The organism is Streptomyces sp. NPDC040589 (assembly GCF_055594445.1).
The window spans coordinates 712,363-736,666 of the sequence record NZ_JBVIWP010000003.1 but is presented as its reverse complement, the minus strand read 5'-3'; the positions used below and the strand labels follow the sequence as shown (position 1 = coordinate 736,666).

At 72.9% G+C, this 24,304-nt stretch carries 21 protein-coding genes; 11 read left to right on the top strand and 10 right to left on the bottom strand.

What is annotated here, in order from left to right:
* The first annotated feature begins 151 nt into the window (after positions 1-151).
* Positions 152-2,788 (top strand): molybdopterin oxidoreductase family protein, encoded by a 2,637-nt coding sequence (locus tag ACZ58V_RS15815; RefSeq protein ID WP_471290406.1) that lies wholly within the window; start codon positions 152-154, stop codon positions 2,786-2,788.
* Between the two features lie 11 nt (positions 2,789-2,799).
* Here ACZ58V_RS15815 and ACZ58V_RS15810 read toward each other — a convergent pair whose 3' ends face one another.
* From ACZ58V_RS15810 to manD, 5 genes are read right to left on the bottom strand one after another with little or no spacing between them, the layout of a single operon-like run.
* Positions 2,800-3,762: a sugar kinase gene (locus tag ACZ58V_RS15810; protein ID WP_471290405.1), complete on the bottom strand. Its 963-nt coding sequence runs from the start codon at positions 3,760-3,762 to the stop codon at positions 2,800-2,802.
* 40 nt (positions 3,763-3,802) lie between these two features.
* A complete protein-coding gene (locus ACZ58V_RS15805) occupies positions 3,803-4,861 on the bottom strand; it encodes an L-idonate 5-dehydrogenase (protein WP_471290404.1) in 1,059 nt (352 codons plus the stop codon).
* Positions 4,858-6,252, bottom strand: coding sequence for an MFS transporter (locus tag ACZ58V_RS15800; protein WP_471290403.1), 1,395 nt, complete (start codon positions 6,250-6,252; stop codon positions 4,858-4,860). The genes ACZ58V_RS15805 and ACZ58V_RS15800 overlap by 4 nt, the downstream gene beginning before the upstream one ends.
* A 41-nt stretch (positions 6,253-6,293) precedes the next feature.
* Positions 6,294-7,658, bottom strand: a complete 1,365-nt coding sequence (locus ACZ58V_RS15795; RefSeq protein ID WP_471290402.1) for a mannitol dehydrogenase family protein — start codon at positions 7,656-7,658, stop codon at positions 6,294-6,296.
* Positions 7,659-7,663: 5 nt separating this feature from the next.
* Entirely contained in the window at positions 7,664-8,872 is a 1,209-nt protein-coding gene (gene manD, locus ACZ58V_RS15790; protein ID WP_468191493.1) for a D-mannonate dehydratase ManD, read from the bottom strand.
* Between the two features lie 93 nt (positions 8,873-8,965).
* Here manD and ACZ58V_RS15785 point away from each other — a divergent pair, with 93 nt between their 5' ends.
* Complete coding sequence (locus ACZ58V_RS15785; RefSeq protein WP_359896119.1) at positions 8,966-9,676, top strand: GntR family transcriptional regulator; 711 nt, start codon at positions 8,966-8,968, stop codon at positions 9,674-9,676.
* Positions 9,677-9,757: 81 nt separating this feature from the next.
* Here the strand turns inward: ACZ58V_RS15785 and ACZ58V_RS15780 are convergent, their stop codons facing one another.
* Positions 9,758-11,404: a M4 family metallopeptidase gene (locus ACZ58V_RS15780; RefSeq protein ID WP_471290400.1), complete on the bottom strand. Its 1,647-nt coding sequence runs from the start codon at positions 11,402-11,404 to the stop codon at positions 9,758-9,760.
* Between the two features lie 139 nt (positions 11,405-11,543).
* Between ACZ58V_RS15780 and ACZ58V_RS15775 the strand changes: the two genes are divergently transcribed.
* On the top strand, positions 11,544-11,960 hold the full coding sequence (locus ACZ58V_RS15775) for a gamma-glutamylcyclotransferase family protein (RefSeq protein ID WP_468191502.1): 417 nt from the start codon (positions 11,544-11,546) through the stop codon (positions 11,958-11,960).
* A gap of 653 nt (positions 11,961-12,613) precedes the next feature.
* On the opposite strand, the gene ACZ58V_RS15770 is transcribed toward ACZ58V_RS15775, so the two are convergent.
* A complete protein-coding gene (locus tag ACZ58V_RS15770) occupies positions 12,614-13,231 on the bottom strand; it encodes an NADPH-dependent FMN reductase (RefSeq protein ID WP_468191505.1) in 618 nt (205 codons plus the stop codon).
* Positions 13,232-13,504: 273 nt separating this feature from the next.
* On the opposite strand from ACZ58V_RS15770, the gene ACZ58V_RS15765 reads away from it, so the two are divergent.
* Positions 13,505-14,023 (top strand): hypothetical protein, encoded by a 519-nt coding sequence (locus ACZ58V_RS15765; protein ID WP_468191508.1) that lies wholly within the window; start codon positions 13,505-13,507, stop codon positions 14,021-14,023.
* Between the two features lie 137 nt (positions 14,024-14,160).
* Positions 14,161-14,865, top strand: coding sequence for a class F sortase (locus ACZ58V_RS15760; protein WP_471290398.1), 705 nt, complete (start codon positions 14,161-14,163; stop codon positions 14,863-14,865).
* Here ACZ58V_RS15760 and ACZ58V_RS15755 read toward each other — a convergent pair.
* The gene (locus ACZ58V_RS15755) at positions 14,803-15,195 is read right to left on the bottom strand and encodes a winged helix-turn-helix transcriptional regulator (protein ID WP_468191514.1); all 393 of its coding nucleotides are present in this window, start codon (positions 15,193-15,195) and stop codon (positions 14,803-14,805) included. The genes ACZ58V_RS15760 and ACZ58V_RS15755 overlap by 63 nt on opposite strands.
* A gap of 107 nt (positions 15,196-15,302) precedes the next feature.
* Between ACZ58V_RS15755 and ACZ58V_RS15750 the strand changes: the two genes are divergently transcribed.
* Positions 15,303-16,205 carry an NAD(P)-dependent oxidoreductase gene (locus ACZ58V_RS15750; protein WP_471290397.1) on the top strand — a complete coding sequence of 301 codons (903 nt, stop codon included), beginning with the start codon at positions 15,303-15,305 and terminating at the stop codon, positions 16,203-16,205.
* On the opposite strand, the gene ACZ58V_RS15745 is transcribed toward ACZ58V_RS15750, so the two are convergent.
* Positions 16,202-16,984 carry a sulfite exporter TauE/SafE family protein gene (locus tag ACZ58V_RS15745; protein WP_468191520.1) on the bottom strand — a complete coding sequence of 261 codons (783 nt, stop codon included), beginning with the start codon at positions 16,982-16,984 and terminating at the stop codon, positions 16,202-16,204. The two genes, ACZ58V_RS15750 and ACZ58V_RS15745, sit on opposite strands and share 4 nt — an antisense overlap.
* A gap of 161 nt (positions 16,985-17,145) precedes the next feature.
* Between ACZ58V_RS15745 and ACZ58V_RS15740 the strand changes: the two genes are divergently transcribed.
* The 4 genes from ACZ58V_RS15740 to ACZ58V_RS15725 all read left to right on the top strand — a co-directional run bounded on the left by ACZ58V_RS15740 (position 17,146) and on the right by ACZ58V_RS15725 (position 22,405).
* The gene (locus ACZ58V_RS15740; RefSeq protein ID WP_468191523.1) at positions 17,146-18,363 is read left to right on the top strand and encodes an NAD(P)/FAD-dependent oxidoreductase; all 1,218 of its coding nucleotides are present in this window, start codon (positions 17,146-17,148) and stop codon (positions 18,361-18,363) included.
* The gene (gene nirB / locus ACZ58V_RS15735) at positions 18,363-20,957 is read left to right on the top strand and encodes a nitrite reductase large subunit NirB (RefSeq protein WP_471290396.1); all 2,595 of its coding nucleotides are present in this window, start codon (positions 18,363-18,365) and stop codon (positions 20,955-20,957) included. The genes ACZ58V_RS15740 and nirB overlap by 1 nt, the downstream gene beginning before the upstream one ends.
* Positions 20,954-21,304, top strand: a complete 351-nt coding sequence (nirD, locus tag ACZ58V_RS15730) for a nitrite reductase small subunit NirD (protein ID WP_261682995.1) — start codon at positions 20,954-20,956, stop codon at positions 21,302-21,304. The genes nirB and nirD overlap by 4 nt, the downstream gene beginning before the upstream one ends.
* A 162-nt stretch (positions 21,305-21,466) precedes the next feature.
* The gene (locus ACZ58V_RS15725; protein WP_471290395.1) at positions 21,467-22,405 is read left to right on the top strand and encodes an SMP-30/gluconolactonase/LRE family protein; all 939 of its coding nucleotides are present in this window, start codon (positions 21,467-21,469) and stop codon (positions 22,403-22,405) included.
* Here ACZ58V_RS15725 and ACZ58V_RS15720 read toward each other — a convergent pair.
* Positions 22,380-23,516: a helix-turn-helix domain-containing protein gene (locus tag ACZ58V_RS15720; protein WP_471290394.1), complete on the bottom strand. Its 1,137-nt coding sequence runs from the start codon at positions 23,514-23,516 to the stop codon at positions 22,380-22,382. The genes ACZ58V_RS15725 and ACZ58V_RS15720 overlap by 26 nt on opposite strands.
* Before the next feature lie 234 nt (positions 23,517-23,750).
* On the opposite strand from ACZ58V_RS15720, the gene ACZ58V_RS15715 reads away from it, so the two are divergent.
* Positions 23,751-24,179 (top strand): peptidase inhibitor family I36 protein, encoded by a 429-nt coding sequence (locus ACZ58V_RS15715; RefSeq protein WP_468191535.1) that lies wholly within the window; start codon positions 23,751-23,753, stop codon positions 24,177-24,179.
* The last annotated feature ends 125 nt before the right edge of the window (positions 24,180-24,304 follow it).

Below are 24,304 nucleotides of genomic sequence, written 5' to 3'. Positions count from 1 at the left end.
AGGCGTGTGCCTCACGCGGGCGGGTCTGTGCGCCTCACGCGGACCGGGCGGTGCGCCTCACGCGGACCGGGCGGCGGCGGGGAGGTCCCCGTCCCGGCCGCGTAACAGGGAGCCGTGCCGCGCGTAACACGGCCGAAGCACGCTGAACGGTATGCAGAACACCGCCACGCCCACGCACTGCCCGTACTGCGCCCTGCAGTGCGGGATGAACCTGACGCCCACGCCGGACGGGACCGTCGAGGTGAGCGAGCGCGCGGACTTCCCGGTGAACCGGGGCGCGCTGTGCGGCAAGGGCCGCACGGCACCCGCGGTGCTGGCGTCGAACGTCCGCCTGACCTCGCCGCTGGTGCGTTCCGGAGGCGAGTTGGTGCCCGCCTCCTGGGACGAGGCGCTGGACCGGATCGCCGCGGGGCTGCGCCGGACGCGCGCGGCGCACGGGCCGGACGCGGTCGGGGTCTTCGGCGGGGGCGGTCTGACGAACGAGAAGGCGTACACGCTCGGCAAGTTCGCGCGGGTCGTGCTCGGCACGTCCCAGATCGACTACAACGGCCGTTTCTGCATGTCGTCGGCGGCCGCCGCCGGCATCAAGGCGTTCGGGCTCGACCGGGGGCTGCCGTTCCCGCTGGAGGACATCCCGAGGACGGGCTGTGTGATCCTCGTCGGGTCGAATCTCGCGGAGACCATGCCGCCGTCGCTCCGCTTCTTCAACGAACTGCGGGAGAACGGCGGCACGCTGATCGTGATCGACCCGCGCCGTACGAAGACCGCCGAGCAGGCGGACCTGCACCTGGCGCCCCGGCCGGGCACGGACCTGGCCCTGGCCCTGGGCCTGCTGCACCTGGTGATCGCCGAGGGGCGGGTGGACGCGGAGTACGTCCAGGAGCGCACGGTGGGCTGGGAGGACGCGCGGGCCGCGGCGATGGCGCACTGGCCGGAGTACGTGGAGCGGATCACGGGGGTGTCCGTTCCTCAACTGCGCGAGACCGTACGGCTGTTCTGCGAGCCGGAGTCGGCGATGGTGCTCACCGCGCGCGGGCCCGAGCAGCAGTCCAAGGGCACGGACACGGTGGGCGCTTGGATCAACCTGTGCCTGGCGACCGGCCGGGCGGGCCGCCCGCTGTCCGGGTACGGCTGTCTGACCGGGCAGGGCAACGGGCAGGGCGGGCGCGAACACGGGCAGAAGGCCGACCAGTTGCCGGGCTATCGCAAGCTCGACGATCCGGCGGCGCGGCGGCATGTCGCCGAGGTGTGGGGAGTCGACCCGGAGTCACTGCCGGGCCCGGGGCGCAGTGCGTACGAGTTGCTGGACGCGCTGGGCACGGACATCAAGTCCCTGCTGCTGATGGCGTCCAACCCGGTGGTGTCGGCGCCGCGTGCCGCGCACATCGAGGAGCGCGTCAGGTCGCTGGACTTCCTGGCCGTGTGTGACGTGGTGCTGTCGGAGACGGCGGCGCTGGCCGACGTGGTCCTGCCGGTCACGCAGTGGGCGGAGGAGACGGGCACGACGACGAACCTCGAGGGCAGGGTCCTGCTCCGCCGCCGGGCGATCACCCCGCCCGAGGGCATCCGCAGCGACCTGGAGGTCCTCCACGAACTCGCCGCCCGCCTGGGCGTGGAGAAGGGCTTCCCGACCGACCCCGAGGAGGTCTTCGAGGAACTCCGCCGTGCGAGCGCGGGCGGCCCGGCGGACTACTCGGGGATCACGTACCGCAGGCTGGTGGAGGAGGACGGGGTGTTCTGGCCTTGTCCGGGGGGTGCGGAGGCGGCGGAGCCGGAGGGCGGGGCGGGGCTCGGGGCACCGGCGACGGAGTCCGGGGGTCCGGCCGCCGCCCCGGCGACGGCACCGGGCAGCCCGACCGACGGCCCGGCGACGGCATCCGCCAACCCCACCAACGGCCGGGCGACAGCCACCGCGGCAGGGCGGGGAAGCGCGGATGGAGCGACGGCGGGTGGTCCGGCCGCACCCCAGAACCCGGCGGGTGGCCCGGTCGCGCAACGGAGCGCGGCGGGCCGCCCGACCGGCACGAGTGACACGGCCGACGGGGCACACCCCGGCACCCCATCCGCCAACCCCACCAACGGCCGGGCGACAGCCACCGCGGCAGGGCGGGGAAGCGCGGCCTACGCCCCCGCGACGGCAGCGGCGACCGGAAACCCGGCCGGCACCCCGGCAACGGCGAAGGCGCAGGGTAGCCCCGCGGGCGGCACGCCCGGAGCGACGGCGGGTGGCCCGGCCGCACCCCAGAACCCGGCGGGTGGCCCGGTCGCGCAACGGAGCGCGGCGGGCCGCCCGACCGGCACGGGTGACACGGCCGACGGGGCACACCCCGGCACCCCCCGCCTCTTCCTCGACCGGTTCGCCACCCCCGACGGACGGGCCAGGTTCGTCGCCGTCTCGCATCGGGCGGCCGCCGAGGAACCGGACGACGAGTACCCCGTGCTGCTGACCACGGGACGGGTCGTGGCGCAGTATCAGTCCGGGGCGCAGACGCGGCGCGTGGCGGAGTTGAACGCCGCGGCGCCCGGGCCGTTCGTGGAGTTGCATCCGCGGCTGGCGGCTCGGCTCGGGGCGGCCGAGGGGGATCCGGTCGCCATCGTGTCCCGGCGGGGCCGGGCCGTGGCGCCCGCGAGGATCACCAACGCCATCCGGCCCGACACCGTGTTCATGCCCTTCCACTGGCCGGGCGAGGGCCGCGCCAACACCCTCACCAACCCCGCGCTCGACCCGACCTCCCGGATGCCGGAGTTCAAGGCGTGTGCGGTGCGGTTGGAGGCCGTGCGGGACTGAGTGCCCGGGGTCTATCGCCGGGCCAGGGCCTCGCTCAGGTCGGGGATGTCGTCCCGGCTGCGCAGTGCTGTCGCCGCCGTCAGGTGGCCGAGGCGCAGCCTGGACGGCTCGTCGAGATCGGCCAGGACACCGGACAGATACCCGGCGGCGAAGGCGTCGCCCGCGCCGACCGGTTCGACGACCTCGACGGCGAGGGCGGGCGCGAAGGTGACCTCGCCCGCCGCGTACGACGTGGCGCCGTGCTCCGCGTCCTTGACGACGACGAGCGGTGCCGGGGCGAGCAGGCCCGCGATGTCGTCGGGGTGGGCCGTGCCCCACAGGGCCTCGGCCTCATCGCGCCCGACGAACACCAGGTCCGCTGCACGGGCCAGGTCCCGCAGCGCCGGTGCCGCGTCGGCGTTCCGTCCGCTCCACAGGGCGGGGCGGTGGTTGACGTCGAAGGAGACCAGCGGCCGAGGCCCCGCGTCGTCCCACGGGGTGCGGTGTACGACGATCTCCTCCAGCAGCCGGGCGCAACTGCCGGACAGCGCCGCGGTGATGCCCGACACGTGCACGATCCGCGGCCCCCGCAACCCGGGCGCGCCGGCCAGTTCCGGTCCCATGTGGGCGGCGGCCGATCCGCTCCGGTAGTACAGGGGGCGGGTGGCGTCCGGGCCCGGGTCCTTGAAGTACACGCCGGTCGGATGGGCCGGGTCGACGGCGACGGCGTCCACCTCGACTCCCCGGGCCGCGAGTTCGGAGCGGATGCGCCGCCCGAACGCGTCGTCGCCCACCCGGCTCAGCCAGGCCGCGCGGTGCCCGAGCGCGGCCAGTCCGCAGGCCACGTTGGACTCGGCGCCGCCGACGGAGAGGCGGAGCGCGGACTGGTCGGCGAGCGGCCGGTCGTCCGGCGGGCTGAGCACGGCCATGGTCTCGCCGAGACACACGACGTCCGCCGGCACGTGCTCGGGGGATACGGCGGTCGGGTGGGGCACGGAGTTCTCCTACGGGAACGGTGGGACTACGGGCGTGCTGTCAGAGGACGGCCGGCGCTCCCCCGCCGAGCCGCAGCATCACCTTGCTGCTCGCGCTCGCCGGGTCCGCCGCGACCGTGAGGGCCCGCTCGGCCTGTTCCAGGGGGAAGCGGTGGCTGATGACGGGTGAGACGTCCAGGCCGTCGCGCAGGGCGGTCAGGGCGTCGTCGATCTCGTCGACGAAACGGTAGGAGCCGATCCAGGTGATCTCCCGGGTGACCAGGTCGCCCAGGACGGCGGGCGCGGCCGTGCCCGGCAGGTTGCCGACCTGTACGACGGTGCCGCCCCGGGCCGTGGCCCCGAGGACCGCCCCCAGCGCGGCCGGTGCGCCGGACGCCTCGAAGACGACGTCGACGTCGTGCGGCAGTGCCTCGCCCCGGGAGACGTCGACCGTCGCGTCGGCGCCCATACGACGGGCCACGGCGAGCGACGCGGAGGACAGGTCGGCGGCGCACACCGTGTCCGCGCCGTGGTGCTTCGCGGCCGCGACGACCAGCGAGCCGATCGGGCCCGCGCCGTTGACCAGGACCGTGCGGCCGCGCAGCGCCGGTACCCGGCCCACGGCGTGCAGGGCGACCGCCAGCGGCTCCGCGAGGGCGCCCGACTCGGTGTCCACGCCCTCGGGCAGCGGCCGGACCTGGGCGGCGCGGACCGTACGGAACTCGCTGAACCCGCCGTCGGTGTGCGGGGTGAGGGCCGCCGAGCCGAAGTAGCGGACCCGCTCGTGGAGGTTGGTGCGCCCGGCGAGCCGCTCGGAGGGCTCGCCGACGAGCTGGGCGGGGTGGACGGTGACGGGCTGTCCCTCCGACAGGCCTGTCACCCCGGAGCCCAGCGCCGCGACCCGGCCGGCGAACTCGTGGCCGAGGACCAGCGGGTGGGCGAGGGCGGCGGTGCCGGAGGCGCCCTTCTTCCAGTACGCGACGTCGGAGCCGCAGATGCCGCCCCACTCCAGGGCGAGCAGCACCTCGTCCCGCGCGGGCTCGGGCCGGGGCCGCTCGTCGATCCTGACGTCACCCGCGCCGTGCACGACGACGGCTTTCATCGCGGTCACAGGGCTCATACGGCGTCCTCCAGCCGGACCAGGTCGCGTCCGCGCGTCTCGGGCGAGAGCAGCGCGCTGACGAGGGTGATGAGGGAGTAGACGACGAGCATCGCCGCGATGGGCCACCAGCTTCCGGTGGCGGCGGTGAGGCTCGCCGCGAGGACCGGCCCGATCGCGGTGGCGAGGACGCCGCCGATCTCCTTGGCCAGCGCGAGCTGGGTGAACCGGGTGCGGGAGCCGAAGAGTTCGGCCATGGTCACGCTCTCCAGCGCGAACAGTCCGAGGACGCCGATGTTCAGGCCCAGGACCATGCCGAGCATCAGGGCGGGCGTGCTGCCCGAGGTGATCAGCATCATCAGCGGGAAGGCCGCCACCGCCGTGAGCGAGGTGAGCGCCAGATACATCCGGCGGCGTCCGAAGCGGTCGCCGAGCATGCCGATGGCCGGCACGGTGAGGAAGCCCAGCAGCGACCCGTACACGATGGCGTCGGTGGGCACGGAGCGCTCGGCGGCGAGTTCGGTGGCGATGTAGCCGACGAGGAACGTCTGGATCAGCCCGGAGTTGCCGGCCTGCCCGAAGCGCAGCCCGAGCGCCAGGAAGAACGCCTTGCCCTTGCGTTGCTTCAGGCCCGCCTCCAGCAGCCCGGCGTCGTCGTCCGCGCCCTTCGTGACGGCCGTCTCCACCTCGCGCCGGCTCATCGCGACGCCGTCCACGACGTCGGGCCGCTCCTCGAAGACCGGGCTCTCCTTGAGGTTGCGCCGCAGCCACACCGCGAACAGCAGCAGCCCGAAGCTCAGCAGGAAGGGCAGCCGCCAGCCCCAGGACAGCAGCTGGTCCTCGCTGAGCACGGCGAGCAGCACCGCCCACAGCCCGGAGGCGGCCAGCGTCCCCGAGTTGGTGCCCAGCGACACCAGCGAGGCGACCAGACCGCGCCGTTTCACCGGGGCGTACTCGGCGAGCATCACCGTCGCGCCCGCGATCTCCGCGCCCGCGCCGAAGCCCTGGGCGAGCCGCAGGACGACGAGCAGGACGGGCGCCAGGATGCCGATGGTCGCGTAGGTGGGCAGGACACCGATGAGGGTGGTGGAGGCGCCCATCAGCAGGATGGTGATCGTCAGGACCTTCTTGCGGCCGAGCCGGTCGCCCATTCTCCCGAAGTAGACCGCGCCGGCGAGCCGGGCGACATAGCCGACGCCGTAGGTGGCCATCGCGGCGATGAGGCCGATGGCGGGGCTGACGTCCGGGAAGAAGATCTTGTTGAAGACGATCGCGGCGGCCAGCGAGTACAGCTGGAAGTCCATGAACTCCATGGCCGTGCCCAGCCAGCCCGACACGGCGGCCTTGGTCAGGTCACGGGTGGTGCGTCGCACGCCGCCGGCCTGCTCGGCCGTGGTCGTGGTGTCCTTCATCGTGAACTCCGTTGTTCCGGGGACTGGTTGGGTGGACGGGCTCAGATGTCCACGTGTCCGGCACGCAGCGCCGGAAGATGCCGTACGACGGCGGTGACGAGACCGGAGTCGCCCGCGAGGTCGGACGCGCCGACGGTGGTGAGGAGCGCGCGGACGACGGCCGTGTCGTCCGCTCCGGTGCGCCAGCAAGCGGTGAGCGCGTCCCGCGCGGGGTCCGGGAGGTCGTGGTCCCGGGTGAGGTGCGCCCAGCCGGCCAAGGCGAGTTCGAGCACCGGTGTGGCCATGCCGCGCTCGCGCAGGACGCGCAGGGCCGGCAGCCAGCGCTCGGGGATCTTGAGCGAGCCGTCCGAGGCGATCTGCCGCAGCAGGTGCCGCATGCCCGGGTTGCGGAAGCGGGCGACCAGGTCGTCGGCGTACCGGCCGGGGTCCGGGCCGCCGTCCGGCAGCGTGGGCGCGACCTCGGCGCACAGGGACCTGACGAGCCGCTCGCCCCAGCCGTCGGCCATCGCGTCGGCGACGGTGGTGCGGCCCGCGGCGATCCCGAGGAAGGCGAGGGCCGAGTGCGAGCCGTTGAGCAGCCGCAGTTTGGTGAGCTGGTACGGGGCGACATCGGGCACGAGGAGGGCGCCGTCCAGCTCCCACGGCGGACGCGGGGCCGTGAAGCGGTCCTCCAGGACCCACTGCCGGTACGGCTCGCCGCTCACGGGCAGGGCGTCGTGGACACCCAGCGCGGTGGCCGTCGCCGTGAGGTCTCCCGGGGCGGTGGCGGGGACGATCCGGTCCACCACGGTGGCAGGGAAGGCCACCTGCCGGTCGAGCAGTTCCAGGGTCCGATCCACCTCGCGCCCGCCCGCGGCACGCACGGCGTCCAGGACCGCCGCCCGCAGCACGGCGCCGTTGTCCGCCATGTTGTCGCAGGACACGACGGTGATCGGGGCGGCACCGGAGCGCATCCGCGCGGCCAGCCCGGCGGCGAGGCGCCCGACGACCGTGTCCGGGCCGGCGGCCCGGTAGCCCTTCTCGGTGATCGTCAGCGTCACCACCGTCACCTCGGGGTCGGTGAGCAGGGCGTCGACGGCCGCCCCGTCCCGCCCGAGCGCGTACGCGCCGGTGAGCGAGCCGACGACCCGGGGGACGCCGCCCTCGTCGCGGCGCTCGGTCACCGAGTACAGGCAGTCCTGGGCGCGCAGGGCGTCGACGGTCGCCGCCGACCGGGGAGCGACGGCGGCGATGCCCCAGGGCTCGCCGGAGTGCGCGACGGCGTTCTCGGTGTAGAGGGCCTGGTGGGCCCGGTGGAAGGCGCCGATGCCGAAGTGGACGACGCGGGTGCGCAGTCCGGCGGGGTCGACGCGGGGGCGCGAGGCGGGCGGGAGTGCGCCGAGCGCGGCGCGGTTCAGCTGCTGCACGCCGCTCACCAGTCGTGCACCGAGCCGTCGAGACGGCGGGCGACCGGGAGATAGCGCCGCTGGTACGGGAAGCGTTCGGCGGCCTTCTCGTCGTACTCGACCCCGAGGCCCGGCTCGTCCGAGGGGTGCAGCATGCCGTCGGCGAAGGTGACGCCCGTGCGGAACACCTCGGCGGCCTCGTCGGGGTGGCCCATGTGCTCCTGGATGCCGAAGTTCGGCACGGCGAGGTCGAGGTGCACGGCCGCGGCCATGCTGACCGGGGAGAGGTCGGTGGCGCCGTGCGAGCCGGTGCGTACGTGGTAGAGCGCGGCGAGGTCGAAGATCCGGCGCAGGTGGGTGATGCCGCCCGCGTGGACCACGGTGGTGCGCACGTAGTCGATGAGCTGCTCGGTGATGAGGTGCTGGACGTCCCAGATGGAGTTGAACACCTCGCCGACGGCGATCGGCGTCGTGGTGTGCTGCCGTATCAGCCGGAACGCCTCCTGGTTCTCGGCGGGCGTCGGGTCCTCCATCCAGAACAGCCGGCAGGCCTCGACGCTCTTGCCGAAGCGGGCCGCCTCGATCGGCGTCAGCCGGTGGTGCACGTCGTGCAGGAGGTGGAAACCGAAGCCGAAGCGCTCCCGTACGGCCTCCAGGTACGTCGGGGCGAAGCCGAGGTAGGCCTCGGTGTCCCAGGGCTGCTCGTCGGGCAGGTCGGTCGCGGCGGGTTCGTAGACCTTGCCCTTGCGGACGCCGTAGGTGCCGCCGACGTCCGGGACGGCCGCCTGGGCGCGCACGGCCTTGTAGCCGAGCTCCAGATAGCGCTCGACGTCGTCGAGGAGAGAGGGCACGTCCGTGCCGCTGGCGTGCGAGTAGACCAGGACGCCGTCCCGGGACCGGCCGCCGAGCAGCTCGTACACGGGGAGTCCGGCGGTCTTGCCCTTGATGTCCCACAGGGCCGTGTCGACGGCGGCGATGGCCGTCATGGTGACCGGGCCGCGCCGCCAGTAGGCGCCCTTGTAGAGGTACTGCCAGGTGTCCTCGATCCGCGCCGGGTCGCGGCCGATCAGCAGCGGGGCGAGGTGGTCGCGCAGATAGCTCGCCACGGCCAGCTCGCGCCCGTTGAGCGTGGCGTCGCCGAGGCCGGTCACGCCGTCCGAGGTGGTGACGCGCAGGGTGACGAACGTGCGGCCCGGGGAGGCGACGAAGACCTCGACGCGCTCGATGGTGCTCACTGAGGGCTCTCCTTCCCTGTCGTGCAGTGCTTGTATACAAGCATCTGTCGAACAGGGGAGCAATACCCTCGCTTCGATACGTAGGATGTGCACATGGCCCAGACGAACCGGCGGACCAGCCGGCGCTCCATCTACCTGAAGCTCCGCCAGATGGTGCTGACCCTCGAACTCCCCCCGGGCGCCGCTCTGTCGGAGAACGAGCTGGCCGCGTCCCTCGGAGTGAGCCGCACACCGGTGCGGGAGAGCCTGATCCTGCTGGCCCAGGACGGACTGGTGCAGATCTTCCCCAAGATCGGGTCGTTCGTGTCCCGGGTGGACCCGGCGCAGGTCGCGGACGCGCAGTTCCTGCGGGAGGCCGTCGAACTGGCCTCACTGGACGCCCTGCCGTCCGAGCTGGACGCGTCGGTCGTGGCGGAGCTGCGGGACAACCTCGGGCGTCAGCAGCGCACGCGGCTGAGCCTGGAGGAGTTCTTCGAACTGGACGAGGCCTTCCACCACGGCCTGATGCGGCTGGGCGGCCACGGGAACGTGTGGACCACGGTCGCCGCGGCCAAGGGCCACCTGGACCGGGCCCGGCGACTGGGCCTGCATGAGAACGTCTCCCCCGCGGTCTTCGCCGACCAGCACCAGGAGATCTTCGACGCGGTCGTCAGCGGCGATCTCGCACTGGCCCGCACCGCCATGCGTACGCATCTGCGCGCCGTCTTCAGCGACATCGAGCGCATCCGGGCCCACTCACCCGAGCTCTTCGCCACCGGTTCCTCGTCCGTGCCGGTGCGGCGCAACGTGGTGGTCTGGGAGTAGCGGAGCGGAACACTCCGGCACAGGCCTCGGTGGTGTCCGCACCCGAACTGCGGACACCACCGAGTGTCGTGAGGGGGCGGTTCAGCCCACGTCGACGGCGCTCCAGGCCGCGGCCACGGCCTTCTGCTCCGTGCTGCCGCTGCCGTAGAGGTCCTTCGCCGCGTTCAGGGTCGCCTTGCGGGCAGCCGCGTAGTCGGTCGAGGAGGTCATGTAGACCGTCAGGGCGCGGTACCAGATCTTGCCCAGCTTGGCCTTGCCGATGCCCTTGACCGTGGCGCCGTCGCAGGTCGGGGAGGAGTGGCTGACGCCGTTGATCGTCTTGGTGCCGCTGCCCTCCGCGAGCAGGTACGCGAAGTGGTTGCCGACGCCCGAGGAGTAATGCACGTCGAGGTCGGCGACCTTGTCGCTCCAGCAGTCGGCGGACTTGCCGTCCTTCGACGGCTTGTCCATGCGGCGCAGGGCCTCCCGGCCGAGCCCGGAGCGGACGACCTTCTCGCCGATGAGCCAGTCACCGGGGTCCTTGGCGTTGTTCGCATGGAACTCGACCAGCGTGCCGAAGATGTCCGACGTGGCCTCGTTCAGTCCGCCGGACTCGCCCGAGTACGTCAGCGCCGCCGTCTTCGAGGTGACACCGTGGGACATCTCGTGCCCGGCCACGTCCAGCGAGACCAGCGGACCGAGCTGCTTGCCGTCGCCGTCGCCGTACGTCATGCAGAAGCAGTTGTCGTCCCAGAAGGCGTTGTTGTAGTTCTTGCCGTAGTGGACGCGGTTGAACGAGCCCTTGCCGTCGCCGGCTATGCCGCTGCGGCCGTGGACGTTCTTGTAGTAGTCCCAGGTGACGTCCGTGCCGTACTGCGCGTCCACCGCCACCGTGGCGCGGTCGGAGGTCTGGCCCGTGGCCCAGTGGTTGTCCGCGTCGGTGAAGAGCGTCGCGGGGGCGCGGGTCACGCAGACCGTCAGCAGGCACCGGTCCGTCTTGTTCTCCGCGTCGCCGGTGTACGTGCCGCCACGGGTCGGGTCCTTCAGCCGGTACGACGACCCGGACTTGGTCGTCTCCAGCGGAACCGTGCCGCCGTAGAGGGACTTGCCGTCGCCCGACACCGTCTCCATGGTGTCCCAGGCGTCGATCCGGTCGCCGGTGGTCGCGTCGGTCAGCACGGTTTGCCCGACGGGGTTGCCGAGTCCGTCGTGCGCGACCGCGTCGGTCTGCCAGGCCAGCTTCGGGGCGCCGTGCAGGGCGTCGACGACCAGGCGCGGCTTGGCGGTCAGCTTCTTCAGGGTCTCGCCGAGGTGTGCGGCGCGCAGCAGGCTCGCGGCCAGGTCGGCGGCCTTCGGGGCGGTCACCTTCGGGGTGACGTCGGCTATGGACAGCGCGGACTTCGTAGCGCGGTTCGCGCTGCGGTACGTGCCGTCCGGGTTCAGGTGGAGTACGAAGTCGCCGCCGAGGACCGGGAGTCGGTGGTAGGTGCGGTCGTAGCGGACGTGCTGGGTACCGTCCTTGTCGACGACCACGTCCCGGACCTTCGTCTCCTGGGCCGAGCCGAGGCCCAGTTCGGCGGCCCGGTCGGCGAGGACCGTCTCCGCACTCTCGACCGCCTCGGACCGGGTCGGCCGTTCGTCCGCCTGGGCGGTGGGTGAGAGTACGGCGGCCACCAGGGCGCCGATGCCGGTGGCGGCCACGCCTGCGGTGGCGAGACGGGAACCTCGGACGGGACGTATCCGACTCATCGGTCTCCTCATACGGGCGCACCCGGTCGCGTGGGGTCGACCGGGGGCGGCGTTGATGTTGACCGCGAGTTAAGGCGGCTCGGACCTGGCATGTCCATAGGCCCGTTGTGCAGGTGTGTGTGGGTGCAGAATCGTTCCTGTGACCCTCCCTTTCTTCGTCTACGGCACGCTCCGCCCCGGCGAGGTCAACCACGACCTCTTCCTGCGCGGCCGCACCCGCTCCGAGGAACCGGGCCGCCTCGCGGACGCGGTGCTGTACGCCGGGCCGGGCTATCCCTACGCGGTCGAGGAGCCGGGTGGCGGCGAGGTGAACGGGGAGCTGGTCACCGCGCCGCCGGAGGCGTACGGGGCGCTGCTCGCGGAGCTGGACCGGCTGGAGGACTACGTACCGGGGGATCCCCGCAGCCTGTATGTGCGCGTCGAACGGAAGATCGTGAGGAACGCGGACGGGGCGGCGGTCCGGGCCTGGGTGTACGTCGCCGGACCGGCCGTGGCCTCGCGGCTTCGGGCCGGGGGGAGGCGGATCGCGGGCGGGGATTGGCGGGGGCGGGGGTGAGGGGATGCGGGCGGTGGATGTGCCGGGGGCGCCGGGGTGGTCGTAGCCGCGATGTCCTCAGTCGGTAGCGGGGCGGAGGCGGGCGACGGCGCGAGGGTGGGGGCGTCGGGCGGGTCGCGGCCGCGACGCCCAAGGACAGCAGCGGGCCGACACAGGCGAGGTGGGCACGCAGACGCCGGGGCCTGTCGCGGCCGCGACGCCCCTGGCCGGCAGCGGGTCGGACGCAGGCAGCGCATGAGGCAGGCCGCGGACACGAACGAACCCCGAGGCGGGTCGAGACCGCGCCGCCCACGGCCCATCGCAGGCGAGTCGGGCGGCGCAGGGCAGGTCGCGACCGCAGCGCCCGGAGAGATGAGCGGGCCGACGCGGGCGATGCAGCCATCCAGGCGCCGAGGCCAGTCGTGATCACGGTGTCCGGGGTCGGCAGCGCCCGAGGCGGCCGCGCTCGCGGATGGACCCCGGGCGCGGCGAGAGCGCGGCGCCCTCGGCAGGTCCGGGGGTGGCAGCGCGCCCAAGGCGGGCCGGGCACGCGGATGGACCCCGGGGCGCGGCGAGAGCGCGGCGGCCTCGGCAGCAGCGGGGCGGGCGGGTGCGGCACGCGCTGCGGGGGCGCCGAGGCAGGTCACGCCCCGGGGCCGGTAGCGGGCGACCCGTCAGTCCGCGTACGGGCGGGCCGCCCTCGCCTCTCGCAACGCCTCGCCCCACCACACCAGTTGGTCCAGCATGGTCTTCGCCGCGGCGTCCGGGCCCGTGGGGTCCCGTAGGGCGCCCCCGTCGTCGAAGGACGCGCCGGCGTTGTGGAAGGAGACGGTGTCGCGGACCGTCACGGCGTGGAGTTCGGCGAAGACCTGGCGGAGGTGCTCCACCGCGCGCAGGCCGCCGGACAGGCCACCGTAGGAGACGAGGGCGACCGGCTTGGCCCGCCACTCGGCGAAGTGCCAGTCGACGAGGTTCTTCAGGCCCGCCGGGTAGGAGTGGTTGTACTCGGGGGTGAGGACGACGAAGGCGTCCGCGCGGGCCAGTTTCGGGGTGATGCCGGAGAGGGTGGCGGTCGCGTCGGGGGTGCGCTCGAAGGACATCGGCAGGTCGGTTTCGGCCACGTCGACGACCTCGATGACCAGGTCGTCCCGGTTCCGGAGATGGTCGAGGAGCCAGTCGGCGACGACAGGGCCGAAGCGGCCGTGGCGGTTGCTGCCGACGACGAGGGTGACGTGGAGGGGCCGGGTCGTGGACCGGGCGGCGGCGGGTGCGTGCGTAACGGCTGAGTTCATGCGGCACAGCCTCGTACCTCAACTTTTGTTGAGGTCAAGCCCGGATGCGCCCCCATGCCCGGGTCACCCGTTCACACGTGCTCGGCGGGCTTTTCCGGGACCTGCCCACAGAACGTCCCTGACCTGCCCAAACACCCCCGAGTGGCCGTCGGGCGACGCACCCCCTGACACCCATTCACCCCAATTCTGACACCCCATCAGAAAGCGCGGTCGCCGCGCTGCCCGTTACCTCGGAAGGGCAGGTGCACGAACGAACCGCTCGAAGGAGCACCGATGCGACGTACCGCCCGGCCGCTGACCGGCACCGCGCTCGCCGTCGCCGCCGCGGCCCTCGCCGCCGCCCCCGCGTACGGCGCCGCCGGCGGCCTGGAGGTCTCCCCCTCCTCGGTGATCCCGGGCGGCGAGGTCACCGTGCGCACGGCGGCCTGCGGCGACGGCGGCACGGCGACGGGTGACGCCAGCGCGGTCGGGGCCGGTTCCCTCAGCCTGGTCCCGGGCCCGGACGAGCAGGACGCGACGGGACGGTTCAGGGTGCCGCCGAGCGCGCAGCCGGGAACGTACGAGATCACCGCGACGTGCACCGGGAGCGGCCGGCTGGTCACGGGTGACCTGGTGGTCACGCTGACGTCCGTGCGCCAGCAGGTACCTCCCAGGGGGAGTGTGAAGACGGGGGTCGGCGGCGCCCTGGGCGCCGATCCCGTGCAGACCGCGGCCGGTGTGGCGGCTCTCGCCGTCGCCGCCGCGGGCGGTACCTGGCTCCTGCATCGCCGGGCGAGAGGCGACGGGATCTGACGGACACCCTCCGCTGTCCGTCGCCGGTACCGCATGTCCCCTCCCCCTCCGGGTCCGACGCCCCTCGCGGCCCGGAGGGGGGCACGGGGCCCGCAGGGCTCCTGGAACGCAGAGGGGTGATCAGGAAAGGGTGGGCCATGCGCAGATTCCCCAGGTACGGCAGCACGCTCGGCAACCCGGCCAACGCCGCCATGGCGGCCGTCACGGTGTTCGCCCTGTGCTCCGGGGCATGGCTGCTGCGCAACGGCGCCGAGACGCACGCCCCGCCCCAGCCGTCCCTCGCCCAGGCCCGCGCGGGTCAGGACGGGCAGGAGGAGCAGGACGGGCAGGAGCGGCAAGACGGGCAGGCCGGCCGGGCCGGTGAGCGGCATGCCGCGCCCGCGCTGCCGCCCTCGCCGCCCGACCGCATCCGCATCCCGGCGATCCGCGTGAACGCGCCCCTGACCGGGCTCGGCCTGACGAGGACCGGCAGCCTGGACGCACCGCCCGCCGCGCGCGCGAACCTCGCCGGCTGGTACGAGGCCGGCACCACCCCCGGTGAGCGGGGCACCGCGATCGTCGCCGGCCATGTCGACAACGCCGACGGCCCCGCCGTCTTCTACGGCCTGGGCGCCCTGACCAAGGGCAGCACGATCGAGGTGGACCGGCGCGACGGCAGGGTCGCCGTGTTCACCGTGGACGCCGTCGAGGCGTACGCCGCGAAGGACTTCCCCGACCGGAAGGTCTACGGCCCCGCCCGCCGACCCGAGCTGCGGGTCATCACCTGCGGCGGCGGCTACTCACGGGCCACCGGCTATCAGGGCAACGTGGTCGTCTTCGCGCACCTGACCGGGAGCCGGTGACCCGCCCAGGATGTTGGTCCTGCCCCAGGCTCCCAGAGGTCCCAGGGCCTCGTTCAGGGACACGCCCCGCGGCGTCAGCGAGTACTCCACGCGGGGCGGCACCTCGTCGTACGCCTCGCGATGCACCAGGCCGTCTGCCTCCATCTCCCGCAACTGCGAGGCGAGCACCTTCTCGGTGACGCCCGGCAGCTCCCGGCGCAGTTCGCCGAAGCGGCAGGGCCGCTCGTTCAGCGCCCAGAGGATGAGCACCTTCCACTTGCCGCCGATCACGTCCATCGCCGCGTCGATCCCGCAGATGTACGCACCCGGCCGCCGCGCCGTCGTCCCCATGCCCGAGTCCCTTCCCCCGCTGCCGCCTGCATGCTTCCCCTGGGGTAACCACCCACTTCCAAGTGCGTACTTGAGCAGGCCGTTCCCTTGAGACGAGCCTAAACGCCATGACCGACAACGCTGTTGCTTCCCGTACCTCCCTCACCCTCCTCGGCGCCGGTGCCATGGGCACCGCCCTCGCCCGCGCCTGGCTCGCCGCCGGTCACCCGGTGACCGTCTGGAACCGCACCCCCGCCCGCGCCGAAGCCCTGGCCGCCGAGGGCGCGACCGTGGCCGCGAGTGCCGCCGAGGCGGTGGCCGCGAACCGCCTCGTGGTCGCCTGCCTGCTCGACGACGCCTCCGTGGGCGACGCCCTGGAAGGGGCCGACCTGACGGGGCGGGACCTGGTGAACCTCACCACGGGCACCCCGGCCCAGGGCCGTACCCGCGCCGCCTGGGCCGAGGCCCGCGGCGCCCGTTTCCTGGACGGCGGGATCATGGCCGTACCGCCGATGGTGGGGCAGCCGGAATCAGGAGGCTATGTCCTCTACAGCGGCTCCCCCGAGCTGTTCGAGGAGCACCGCGACACCCTCGCCGTCCCGGTCGGAACCCGCTGGGTCGGGGCCGACCCGGGCTTCGCCGCGCTGTACGACGTGGCGCTGCTGAGCGCGATGAGCGGCATGTTCGCGGGCATCACCCACGCCTTCGCGCTCATCCGCCCGGAGGACATCGCGCCGAAGGACTTCGCGCCGCTGCTCGCGGACTGGCTGACCGCGATGGCGCCGGCCGTGCACCAGACCGCCGACCAGCTGGAGAGCGGCGACTACACCAGCAACGTCGTCTCCAACCTCGCGATGCAGGTCGCGGGCAACACCACACTGCTGCACACGGCCGAGGAGCAGCGGGTCAGCCCGGAGTTGCTGACCCCGTACATGGCCCTGATGGAGCGGCGCCTCGCCCAGGGGCACGGCGAAGAGGGCGGGACGGGGACGATCGAGCTGCTGGATCTGCGGCCGGGGGCGTCCGCCTAGGCCGCCCACTGCTCGTACGCCAGGTTCGCCACCAGGGCGAACACCACCGTCAGCAGCACCACACGGACGAAGCCGCTGCCCTTCTTCAGGGCGGTGTGGGCGCCCAGGGTGCCGCCCGCCAGGTTGAAGACGGCCATCAGGGCGGCCAGTTGCCACAGGACCGCGCCCTGCCAGGCGAAGGTGGCCAGCGCGCCCGCGTTGGTGCAGCAGTTGACGATCTTGGCCGTGGCGGAGGCGGAGACGAGGTCGAGGTGGAGGACGGCGGTGAGGGCGAGGACCAGGAAGGTGCCGGTGCCGGGGCCGATGAGACCGTCGTAGAAGCCGATGCCGAGGCCGGCGAGGCCGATCGCCGCGAGGATCTGGCGGCGAGTGGCCGGGCCGGTCGCGGGGGCCGTGCCGAAGGCGGGCCGCAGGATCACGAAGGCCGCCACCGCGAGCAGCACCACCATGATCACCGGCTTGAGGACGTCGGTGCTCATCCCGGCCGCGAAGAAGGCCCCCGCGGACGATCCGGCGAGGGCCGCGAGGCCGATGCGCACCGCCGTCCTCACATCCACCGGGGCCTTGCGGGCGTACGTCACCGCCGCGCCCGTCGTGCCGACGATGGCGACCGCCTTGTTGGTGCCGAGCGCGTGCGCGGCGGGTGTGTGCGACGGCAGCCCGAGCAGCAGGACCGGCAGCAGCAGGAGCCCGCCGCCGCCGACCACGGCGTCGATCCATCCGGCGGCGAGCGCCGCGAGGCAGAGCAAGACGATCATGGTCAGCGATATGTCGGGCATGATCGAGACCCTATGCGAGGCCCCCGCGCGCCCCTCACAGTCCGCCGTCACCGCACTTCAGGAACCCTCACATCCGGCCCCCGCCCCCGCTGAGGGCAGCGTTCCCCGTGGGAAACAGACGTGATGCTGCCGGGTAACACCGGCACCGCACGCTCAAGGACATGACCTCGAATGAGCGTGTGGTGGTGATCGGCACCGGCCTCGCGGGCGTACGGCTCGCCCGGCGGCTCGGTGAGCTCGGCACGCCCGCGCTGCTGATCGGCGAGGAGGAGCACCAGCCCTACAACCGGGTGCTGCTCGCCGAAGTGCTGGCCGGACGGTACAGCCCCGAGGTGATCGCCCTGCCCGCGCCCGCGGAGCTGACCCGCGGCCGGGTCACCGGCATCGACCGCGAGCGGCGGACCGTCGCGTGCGCGGACGGTTCGGTGATCGCATACGACCGGCTGGTGCTGGCCACCGGTTCCAACCCCGTACTGCCGCCGCTGCGCGGGCTGTTCACCGAGAACCACCAACTGCCCGAGGGCGTGCACGCCTTCCGGACCATGGACGACTGCCTGGGACTGTCCAAGGCGGTCCGGCCGGGAGCGCGTGCGGTCGTCATCGGCGGCGGGCTCCTCGGGGTCTCCGCGGCCCGGGCGCTCGCCCTGCGCGGCGCCCAGGTCGTGCTCGCCCAGCAGTCCGAGCGGCTCATGGAGCGCCAGCTCGACCCGGCCGCCTCGAAGCTCGTCAAGCGGCACCTGACCGACCTGGGCGTGGAAGTGCACACCGAGTGCCGCGTACGGGACGTGCGGTGCGTCGGCGGCGCGGTCCGCTCGGTGGAGATGGCCGACGGGTACGCGCTCGACGCCGACCTGGTGGTCGTCGCCTGCGGTGTCCGCCCCCGGGTGGGTCTCGCGCAGGCCGCCGGGCTCGACATCCGCAAGGGTGTCGTCGTCGACGACGAGCTGCGCACCTCCGACCCGTACATCCACGCGATCGGCGACTGCGCCCAGCACGACGGTGTGCTCTACGGCCTCGCCACCCCGGCGCTCGAGCAGGCCGACGCGCTCGCGGAGTCGCTGGCCGGTGACGCGACCGCCCGGTACACCGGCACGCGTTCGCTGACCCGGCTCACGCTCACGGGGCACGACAGCCCCTTCGACCTCGCCGCGTTCGGCGAGACCGAGGCGCTCCCGGGCGACGACGTCGTCCAGCTCGCCGACGCCACCCGCGGCACCTACCGCAAGGTCGTCGTCCGCGACGACCGCCTGGTCGGCGGGGTCCTCGTCGGCGAACTCGGCACCGTCGGCGCGCTCGCGCGCGCCTGGGAGGGAGCAGAGCCGCTCCCCTCCGACGGCGGCCCTCTGCTCCACCTGCTTACCAACGATGGAGGCTCCTGATGTCCACCGGCACCCCCACGATCGTGCTCGTCGGCCACGGCATGGTCGGCCAGCGCTTCCTCGAAGCGCTCGCCGAGCGCGGCCTGACCGCCACGCACCGCGTGGTCGTGCTCTGTGAGGAGCCGCGCCCTGCGTACGACCGCGTCCAGCTCACCTCGTACTTCTCGGGCAAGACGCCCGAGGACCTGTCCATGACGGACATGGAGTTCATCAAGGACCACGGCATCGAGCTGTACGTGGGCGATCCGGCGGAGACCGTCGACCGGGAGGCCCGCAGGGTCACCGCCCGCTCCGGTCTCGTCGTCGACTACGACGTGCTGGTCCTGGCCACCGGCTCCTACCCGTTCGTGCCGCCGGTCCCGGGCAAGGACGCCGAGGGCTGTTTCGTCTACCGCACGATCGAGGACCTGCTCGCGATCGAGGAGTACGCGAAGAACGCCCAGGTGGGTGCCGTGGTCGGCGGCGGTCTGCTCGGCCTTGAGGCGGCCGGTGCCCTCAAGGGACTCGGACTGACCTCCCACATCGTGGAGTTCGCGCCCCGGCTGATGCCGGTGCAGGTCGACGAGGGCGGCGGCGCCGCCCTGCTGCGCACCATCGAGGAGATGGGCCTGAGCGTCCACACGGGCGTGGGCACGCAGGAGGTCGTGGCCGGCGAGGACGGCGCCGTCACCGGCATGAAGCTGTCCGACGGCTCCGAACTCGCCACCGACCTGGTGGTGTTCTCCGCCGGTGTCCGCCCCCGCGACCAGCTGGCCCGCGACTGCGGTCTGACGGTCGGCGAGCGCGGCGGCATCACGGTCGACGAGCAGTGCCGCACGGTCAACGACCCGCACGTGTTCGCGATCGGCGAGTGCGCACTGGCCGCCGACGGCCGGGTGTACGGCCTGGTCGCCCCCGGTTACGAGCAGGCCGAGACGGCCGCCGCGACGATCGCCGCCGACGAGGCGTCCTTCACGGGTGCCGACCTGTCCACCAAGCTGAAGCTGCTCGGCGTGGACGTGGCGTCCTTCGGCGACGCGCACGGCACCGCCGAGGACTGCCTGGACGTCGTCTACTCCGACTCCCGCTCCGGCCTGTACAAGAAGCTGGTCATCGGCCGCGACGGCACGCTGCTCGGCGGCATCCTCGTCGGCGACGCGGACGCCTACGGCACGCTGAAGGCCTTCACCGGCTCGGTCCCGCCGGTCTCCCCCGAGTCGCTGGTGCTGCCCGCCGGCGCCGGGGAGTCCGTCCAGCTCGGCCCGTCCGCGCTGCCGGACGACGCGATCGTCTGCTCCTGCCACAACGTCTCCAAGGGCACGATCCGCGGCGCGGTCACCGACCACCAGTGCACGACCGTGCCCGAGGTGAAGAAGTGCACCAAGGCCGGTACCGGCTGCGGCTCCTGCGTCAAGGTCCTCGGCCAGCTCGTCAACGCCGAGCTGGAGGCCAGTGGCATCGAGGTCGACAAGGGCCTGTGCGGCTGCTTCGGGCAGACCCGCGAGGAGCTGTACGAGATCGTCCACGCCCTGCGCATCACCACCTTCCAGGACCTGCTGGACCGGCACGGCCGCGAGGAGGCCCGGGGCGGTGACGGCTGCGAGGTCTGCAAGCCGGCCGTCGGCTCGATCATCGCCTCCCTCGCCCCGACGATCGGCGCCAGCGGCTACGTCCTGGACGGCGAGCAGGCCTCCCTCCAGGACACCAACGACCACTTCCTGGCCAACCTGCAGAAGAACGGCTCCTACTCGGTCGTGCCGCGTATCCCCGGCGGCGAGATCGCCCCGGAGAAGCTGATCGTCATCGGCGAGATCGCCCGCGACTTCGGCCTCTACACGAAGATCACCGGCGGTCAGCGGATCGACATGTTCGGCGCCCGCGTCGAACAGCTCCCGCTGATCTGGGCCCGCCTGGTCGACGCCGGCTTCGAGTCCGGCCACGCCTACGGCAAGTCGCTGCGCACGGTGAAGTCCTGCGTCGGCCAGACCTGGTGCCGCTACGGCGTCCAGGACTCGGTGAAGATGGCGATCGACCTGGAGCTGCGCTACCGGGGGCTCAGGTCGCCGCACAAGCTCAAGTCGGCGGTCTCCGGCTGCCAGCGCGAGTGCGCGGAGGCCCAGTCGAAGGACTTCGGCGTGATCGCCACGGCCAACGGCTGGAACCTCTACGTGGGCGGCAACGGCGGCGCGACCCCCCGCCACGCGGACCTCCTGGCCCAGGACCTGTCGGACGCCGAACTGGTCCGCCTGATCGACCGGTTCCTGATGTTCTACATCCGTACGGCCGACCGCCTGGAGCGCACCTCGACGTGGCTGGAGCGGATCCCGGGCGGCCTCGACCACGTACGGGACGTCGTCGTCCACGACTCGCTCGGCATCTGCGACGAGCTGGAGAAGCTGATGCGGGCGCACGTCGCGCACTACCGCGACGAGTGGGCCGAGACCATCAACGACCCCGAGAAGCTGGCCCGGTTCGTGTCCTTCGTGAACGCGCCGGACACCCCGGACCCGGTCGTCGCCTTCGTGCCCGAGCGCGACCAGATGAAGCCCGACCTGCCGCTGCTGTCCATCGGTATGCGACCCGCCGACGTTCTGGAAGGAAGCGCCCAGCGATGACCCTGGCACCCGAGACCACCGAGCTGAAGATCGAACTCTCCCTGGACGGCGACTGGTTCACGGTCTGCGACCTGAGCACGCTGCTCCCGGGCCGCGGGGTGGCGGCACTGCTGCCGGACGGACACCAGGCCGCGATCTTCCGCGACCGCTCCGGCGAACTGTTCGCCATCGACAACCGCGACCCCTTCACCGGCGCCGCCGTCCTCTCCCGCGGCCTGACCGGCACCCACCAGGGCCGCCCGTTCGTCGCCTCGCCGCTGCTGAAGCAGCGCTTCGACCTGGCGTCCGGGCAGTGCCTGGACGACGAGGAGGTACGTGTGACGGCGTACCAGGTGCGCACCGCGTAGGAGCATCGGACTGAGACACCCCTCTTCCGGAGGGGTGTCTCTGCTGTCTCTTCTCTTTCTTCTGTCGGGTTCCTGTCGAGTTCGCCAACCGGGTTCGGTTCACGGGGTACTTCGCGTTTCATCGAGTCACACCCCCACCTTCCCTCCCACGGAGGCGCGCTCATGACTCGGAACCACTTCCAGCCGTCCCGGCGGACCGTGCTCGGCGGGGCCCTCGCCGCCCTCGCGGTCACCGGCACGGGCACGGCACAGGCCGCGCCCGGGGCCGCCGCCTGGCCGAGCGAGTTCCCGCTGCCCGACGGGTGGCTCCCCGAGGGGATCACCATAGGCAGCAGGCCGTACGCGTACATGGGTTCACGCGCCGACGGCTCGATCTACCGCACCGACCTGCGCACCGGCGAGGGCGGGGTCCTGCACGAGGGCGGCACCGGACTCGCGTCGATCGGCCTGAAGCTGGACGGCGACGGCCTGCTGTACGTGGCGGGCGGCGCCGGAGGGACCGCGAAGGTCGTCGACGCGCGCAGCGGTGAGCTGCTGACCACGTACCAGCTCACCCGGAACGCCGCCCCCTTCATCAACGACGTCGTCCTGCACCGGGACCGCGCCTGGTTCACCGACTCCCGGGACGCCGTCCTCTACGGCGTCCCGCGCGGCCGCGAGGGCGAGGTCCGCGCCCTCCCGCTCACCGGCGAGTGGGTGCAGGCACCGGCCGGGACCAACAGTGCCAACGGCCTGGTCGCCACCCCCGACGGACGCGGCCTGGTCGTCGTCAACGCGGGTCAGCTGTACAACGTCGGCCTGCGGACCGGTCACGCCACCAAGGTCACGCTGGTGGGCGGGACCGACGTGACCAACGGCGACGGCCTGGTCCTTCTCGGCCGCACCCTGTACGTCGTCCAGAACCGCCTGAACAAGATCACCGTCTGGGACCTCGACAAGAAGGCCACCACAGCCACCCTGGCCAGGACGATCACCGACCCCCGCTTCGACGTCCCCACCACCGCCGCCCGCTTCGGCAGCCGCCTCTACCTCGTCAACGCCCGCTTCACCAGCCCGCAGACGCCGGAGACGACGTTCAACGCGGTGGCCGTGTCGCTGTGAGGGGTGTGGCTCCGGCGGCCCGTGCGCAGTGCGGCCAGTCGCCGAAGTCGCGGTCCTGGCTCCACAGCCGTCTGGCGGCCTGGATGTTCCACTCCGGGTCCAGCGCCTGACGCGGGGTACCGCCCAGTTCGCGCAGCCGGGCGTCGGAGATCTGGAACAGGCCCCAGTTCCGGGTGCCGTTGGTGTTGGGGAGGATGTGCAGCGGGTCCAGGAAGGACTGGCAGCCGGCGATGGCCACCGCCTTGTCCGGCGCCTCGGGGAACACCTCGCGGACCCGCTGCCGCACCTTCTCCTGCGACCACACCCTCATCCGGACCCGTGAGGCGTACAGCGCCTTCTTGGTGGGTTCCCCGACGACGCCGTTGGGCTGGATCCCGGCCAGCACCTGGAAGGCGGTGACGCGGCGCAGGGTCTGCGGCCCGAAGTCGCCGTCGACGCCGATGTCCGCGCCCTTGGCGTGCAGCAGGCGCTGCACCTCCCGCACGCACTCGTCGTGCTCGCCCATGGCGATCACGGGTGGGCAGTTGGCCGAGAACAACGGCCGGTCGTCACCGGAACCGCGCCCGCCACCGCCGCTTCCGGACGGCGTCCGGGCGCTGTACAGCGCCCACGCGGAGACGCTGAGGGCCGCGAGGATCGCGGCGGTGACCACGGAGGTGCGAAGGCGGCGCCGGCGGGACCGGCCGGCGGGCTTGGGGGCCGGTTCGGGGTCGGGCACCCCGGCGATGTCAGGGACCGCTCGCCCCTCGCTCCCGGGTTCCGGTTTCTCTTCTGCCCCGCCCTCCGCTTCTTCCGCTTCCTGAGGTGCTTCCTGCCGCTCTTCCGCTGTCGCCGCCTCTTCCTCGGCTCTGGCCGCCGCGGTTCTCGCCGCGTCCGCCAGGGCCCACAAGCGGTGCAGGGTGCGGAGTTCCTCCGGGGTCGCGCCGCAGACCGTGGCCAGCCGGTGGACGCTGCCGTAGTCCTGGGGCACCGACGTGCCACGGCAGTAGCGGTGCAGTGTCGAACCGGCCAGGCCGGACTTCCTGGCGAGTGCCTCGTAACTCAGCCCGGACCGGCTCTTCAGCGAACGCAACAGCGCGGCGAACCGCTCCGTTTCTGGGCATGCGGACATCGGGTCTCCCCCCTTGGATACCCCCACGGACGCTGGTCGGGCGTCTCGGAGCGCCACTGTGCCACCAAAGGCATCCCATGGCCGTCCCAACGGTTCCGGAACGCGCCAGTTGACCGGCGTCCCATCCGTCCCGGCATCCCAGCCGCCCCCGCTGTCCTTGCCCGGCCAGGTCGTGCCTTGCCAGCGTCGGGCCGTCCGAACGACCGGCCCCGACCTCTCGAGGAGACCAGGCTCATGCGCCTTTCCGTCCGCAGGAACTCCCGCACCACACCGCTGTTCGCGGTCCTCGCCGTCAGCGCCGCCGCGATCACCACGCTGGCCGTGCCGTCCTCCGCGTCGGCCGCCCCGGCCGCTCCCGCGGCGGTGGACTGCGCGAGTGGGCACATCTGCTTCTGGACCGGCGCCAACTTCACCGGCAGCAAGTGCGCGTGGGACGTGGCCGACCCCGACTGGCAGGGCGGCGCCGTCAGGTGTTCCTGGGCCGCCACGACCAACGTGAAGTCGGTGTGGAACGCCGGCACCGGCGACTACAGCGGCGTCGCCTACTACCGGGGCGCCAACTACAGCGACCGGGTCGGCTGCACCCGGCAGCAGCACGGCGGCAACCTGGCCGGTACGTACAAGGTCCGCTCCCACCAGTGGATCAGCGGCAGCTGCGGCTGACGGGCCCGGGGATCCACACGCGGTGGGGGGGGGGGGGGGGGGGGGGGTGGGGGGGAAGGGGGGGGTGGGTGGGGTGGGGGGGGGGGGGGGGGGAGAAGGGGGAGGAGAAGTAGGGGGATCGTAGG

What these genes read in the sequence shown, in the direction of transcription:
- ACZ58V_RS15740 (WP_468191523.1), top strand. Translation starts at nt 17,146, where the DNA reads ATGACCTCGAATGAGCGTGTGGTGGTGATCGGCACCGGCCTCGCGGGC.
- ACZ58V_RS15760 (WP_471290398.1), top strand. Translation starts at nt 14,161, where the DNA reads ATGCGCAGATTCCCCAGGTACGGCAGCACGCTCGGCAACCCGGCCAAC.
- ACZ58V_RS15815 (WP_471290406.1), top strand. Translation starts at nt 152, where the DNA reads ATGCAGAACACCGCCACGCCCACGCACTGCCCGTACTGCGCCCTGCAG.
- ACZ58V_RS15785 (WP_359896119.1), top strand. Translation starts at nt 8,966, where the DNA reads ATGGCCCAGACGAACCGGCGGACCAGCCGGCGCTCCATCTACCTGAAG.
- ACZ58V_RS15765 (WP_468191508.1), top strand. Translation starts at nt 13,505, where the DNA reads ATGCGACGTACCGCCCGGCCGCTGACCGGCACCGCGCTCGCCGTCGCC.
- ACZ58V_RS15770 (WP_468191505.1), bottom strand. Translation starts at nt 13,231, where the DNA reads ATGAACTCAGCCGTTACGCACGCACCCGCCGCCGCCCGGTCCACGACC.
- ACZ58V_RS15805 (WP_471290404.1), bottom strand. Translation starts at nt 4,861, where the DNA reads ATGAGCCCTGTGACCGCGATGAAAGCCGTCGTCGTGCACGGCGCGGGT.
- nirD (WP_261682995.1), top strand. Translation starts at nt 20,954, where the DNA reads ATGACCCTGGCACCCGAGACCACCGAGCTGAAGATCGAACTCTCCCTG.
- ACZ58V_RS15745 (WP_468191520.1), bottom strand. Translation starts at nt 16,984, where the DNA reads ATGCCCGACATATCGCTGACCATGATCGTCTTGCTCTGCCTCGCGGCG.
- ACZ58V_RS15780 (WP_471290400.1), bottom strand. Translation starts at nt 11,404, where the DNA reads ATGAGTCGGATACGTCCCGTCCGAGGTTCCCGTCTCGCCACCGCAGGC.
- ACZ58V_RS15750 (WP_471290397.1), top strand. Translation starts at nt 15,303, where the DNA reads ATGACCGACAACGCTGTTGCTTCCCGTACCTCCCTCACCCTCCTCGGC.
- nirB (WP_471290396.1), top strand. Translation starts at nt 18,363, where the DNA reads ATGTCCACCGGCACCCCCACGATCGTGCTCGTCGGCCACGGCATGGTC.
- ACZ58V_RS15725 (WP_471290395.1), top strand. Translation starts at nt 21,467, where the DNA reads ATGACTCGGAACCACTTCCAGCCGTCCCGGCGGACCGTGCTCGGCGGG.
- ACZ58V_RS15720 (WP_471290394.1), bottom strand. Translation starts at nt 23,516, where the DNA reads ATGTCCGCATGCCCAGAAACGGAGCGGTTCGCCGCGCTGTTGCGTTCG.
- ACZ58V_RS15800 (WP_471290403.1), bottom strand. Translation starts at nt 6,252, where the DNA reads ATGAAGGACACCACGACCACGGCCGAGCAGGCCGGCGGCGTGCGACGC.
- ACZ58V_RS15715 (WP_468191535.1), top strand. Translation starts at nt 23,751, where the DNA reads ATGCGCCTTTCCGTCCGCAGGAACTCCCGCACCACACCGCTGTTCGCG.
- ACZ58V_RS15755 (WP_468191514.1), bottom strand. Translation starts at nt 15,195, where the DNA reads ATGGGGACGACGGCGCGGCGGCCGGGTGCGTACATCTGCGGGATCGAC.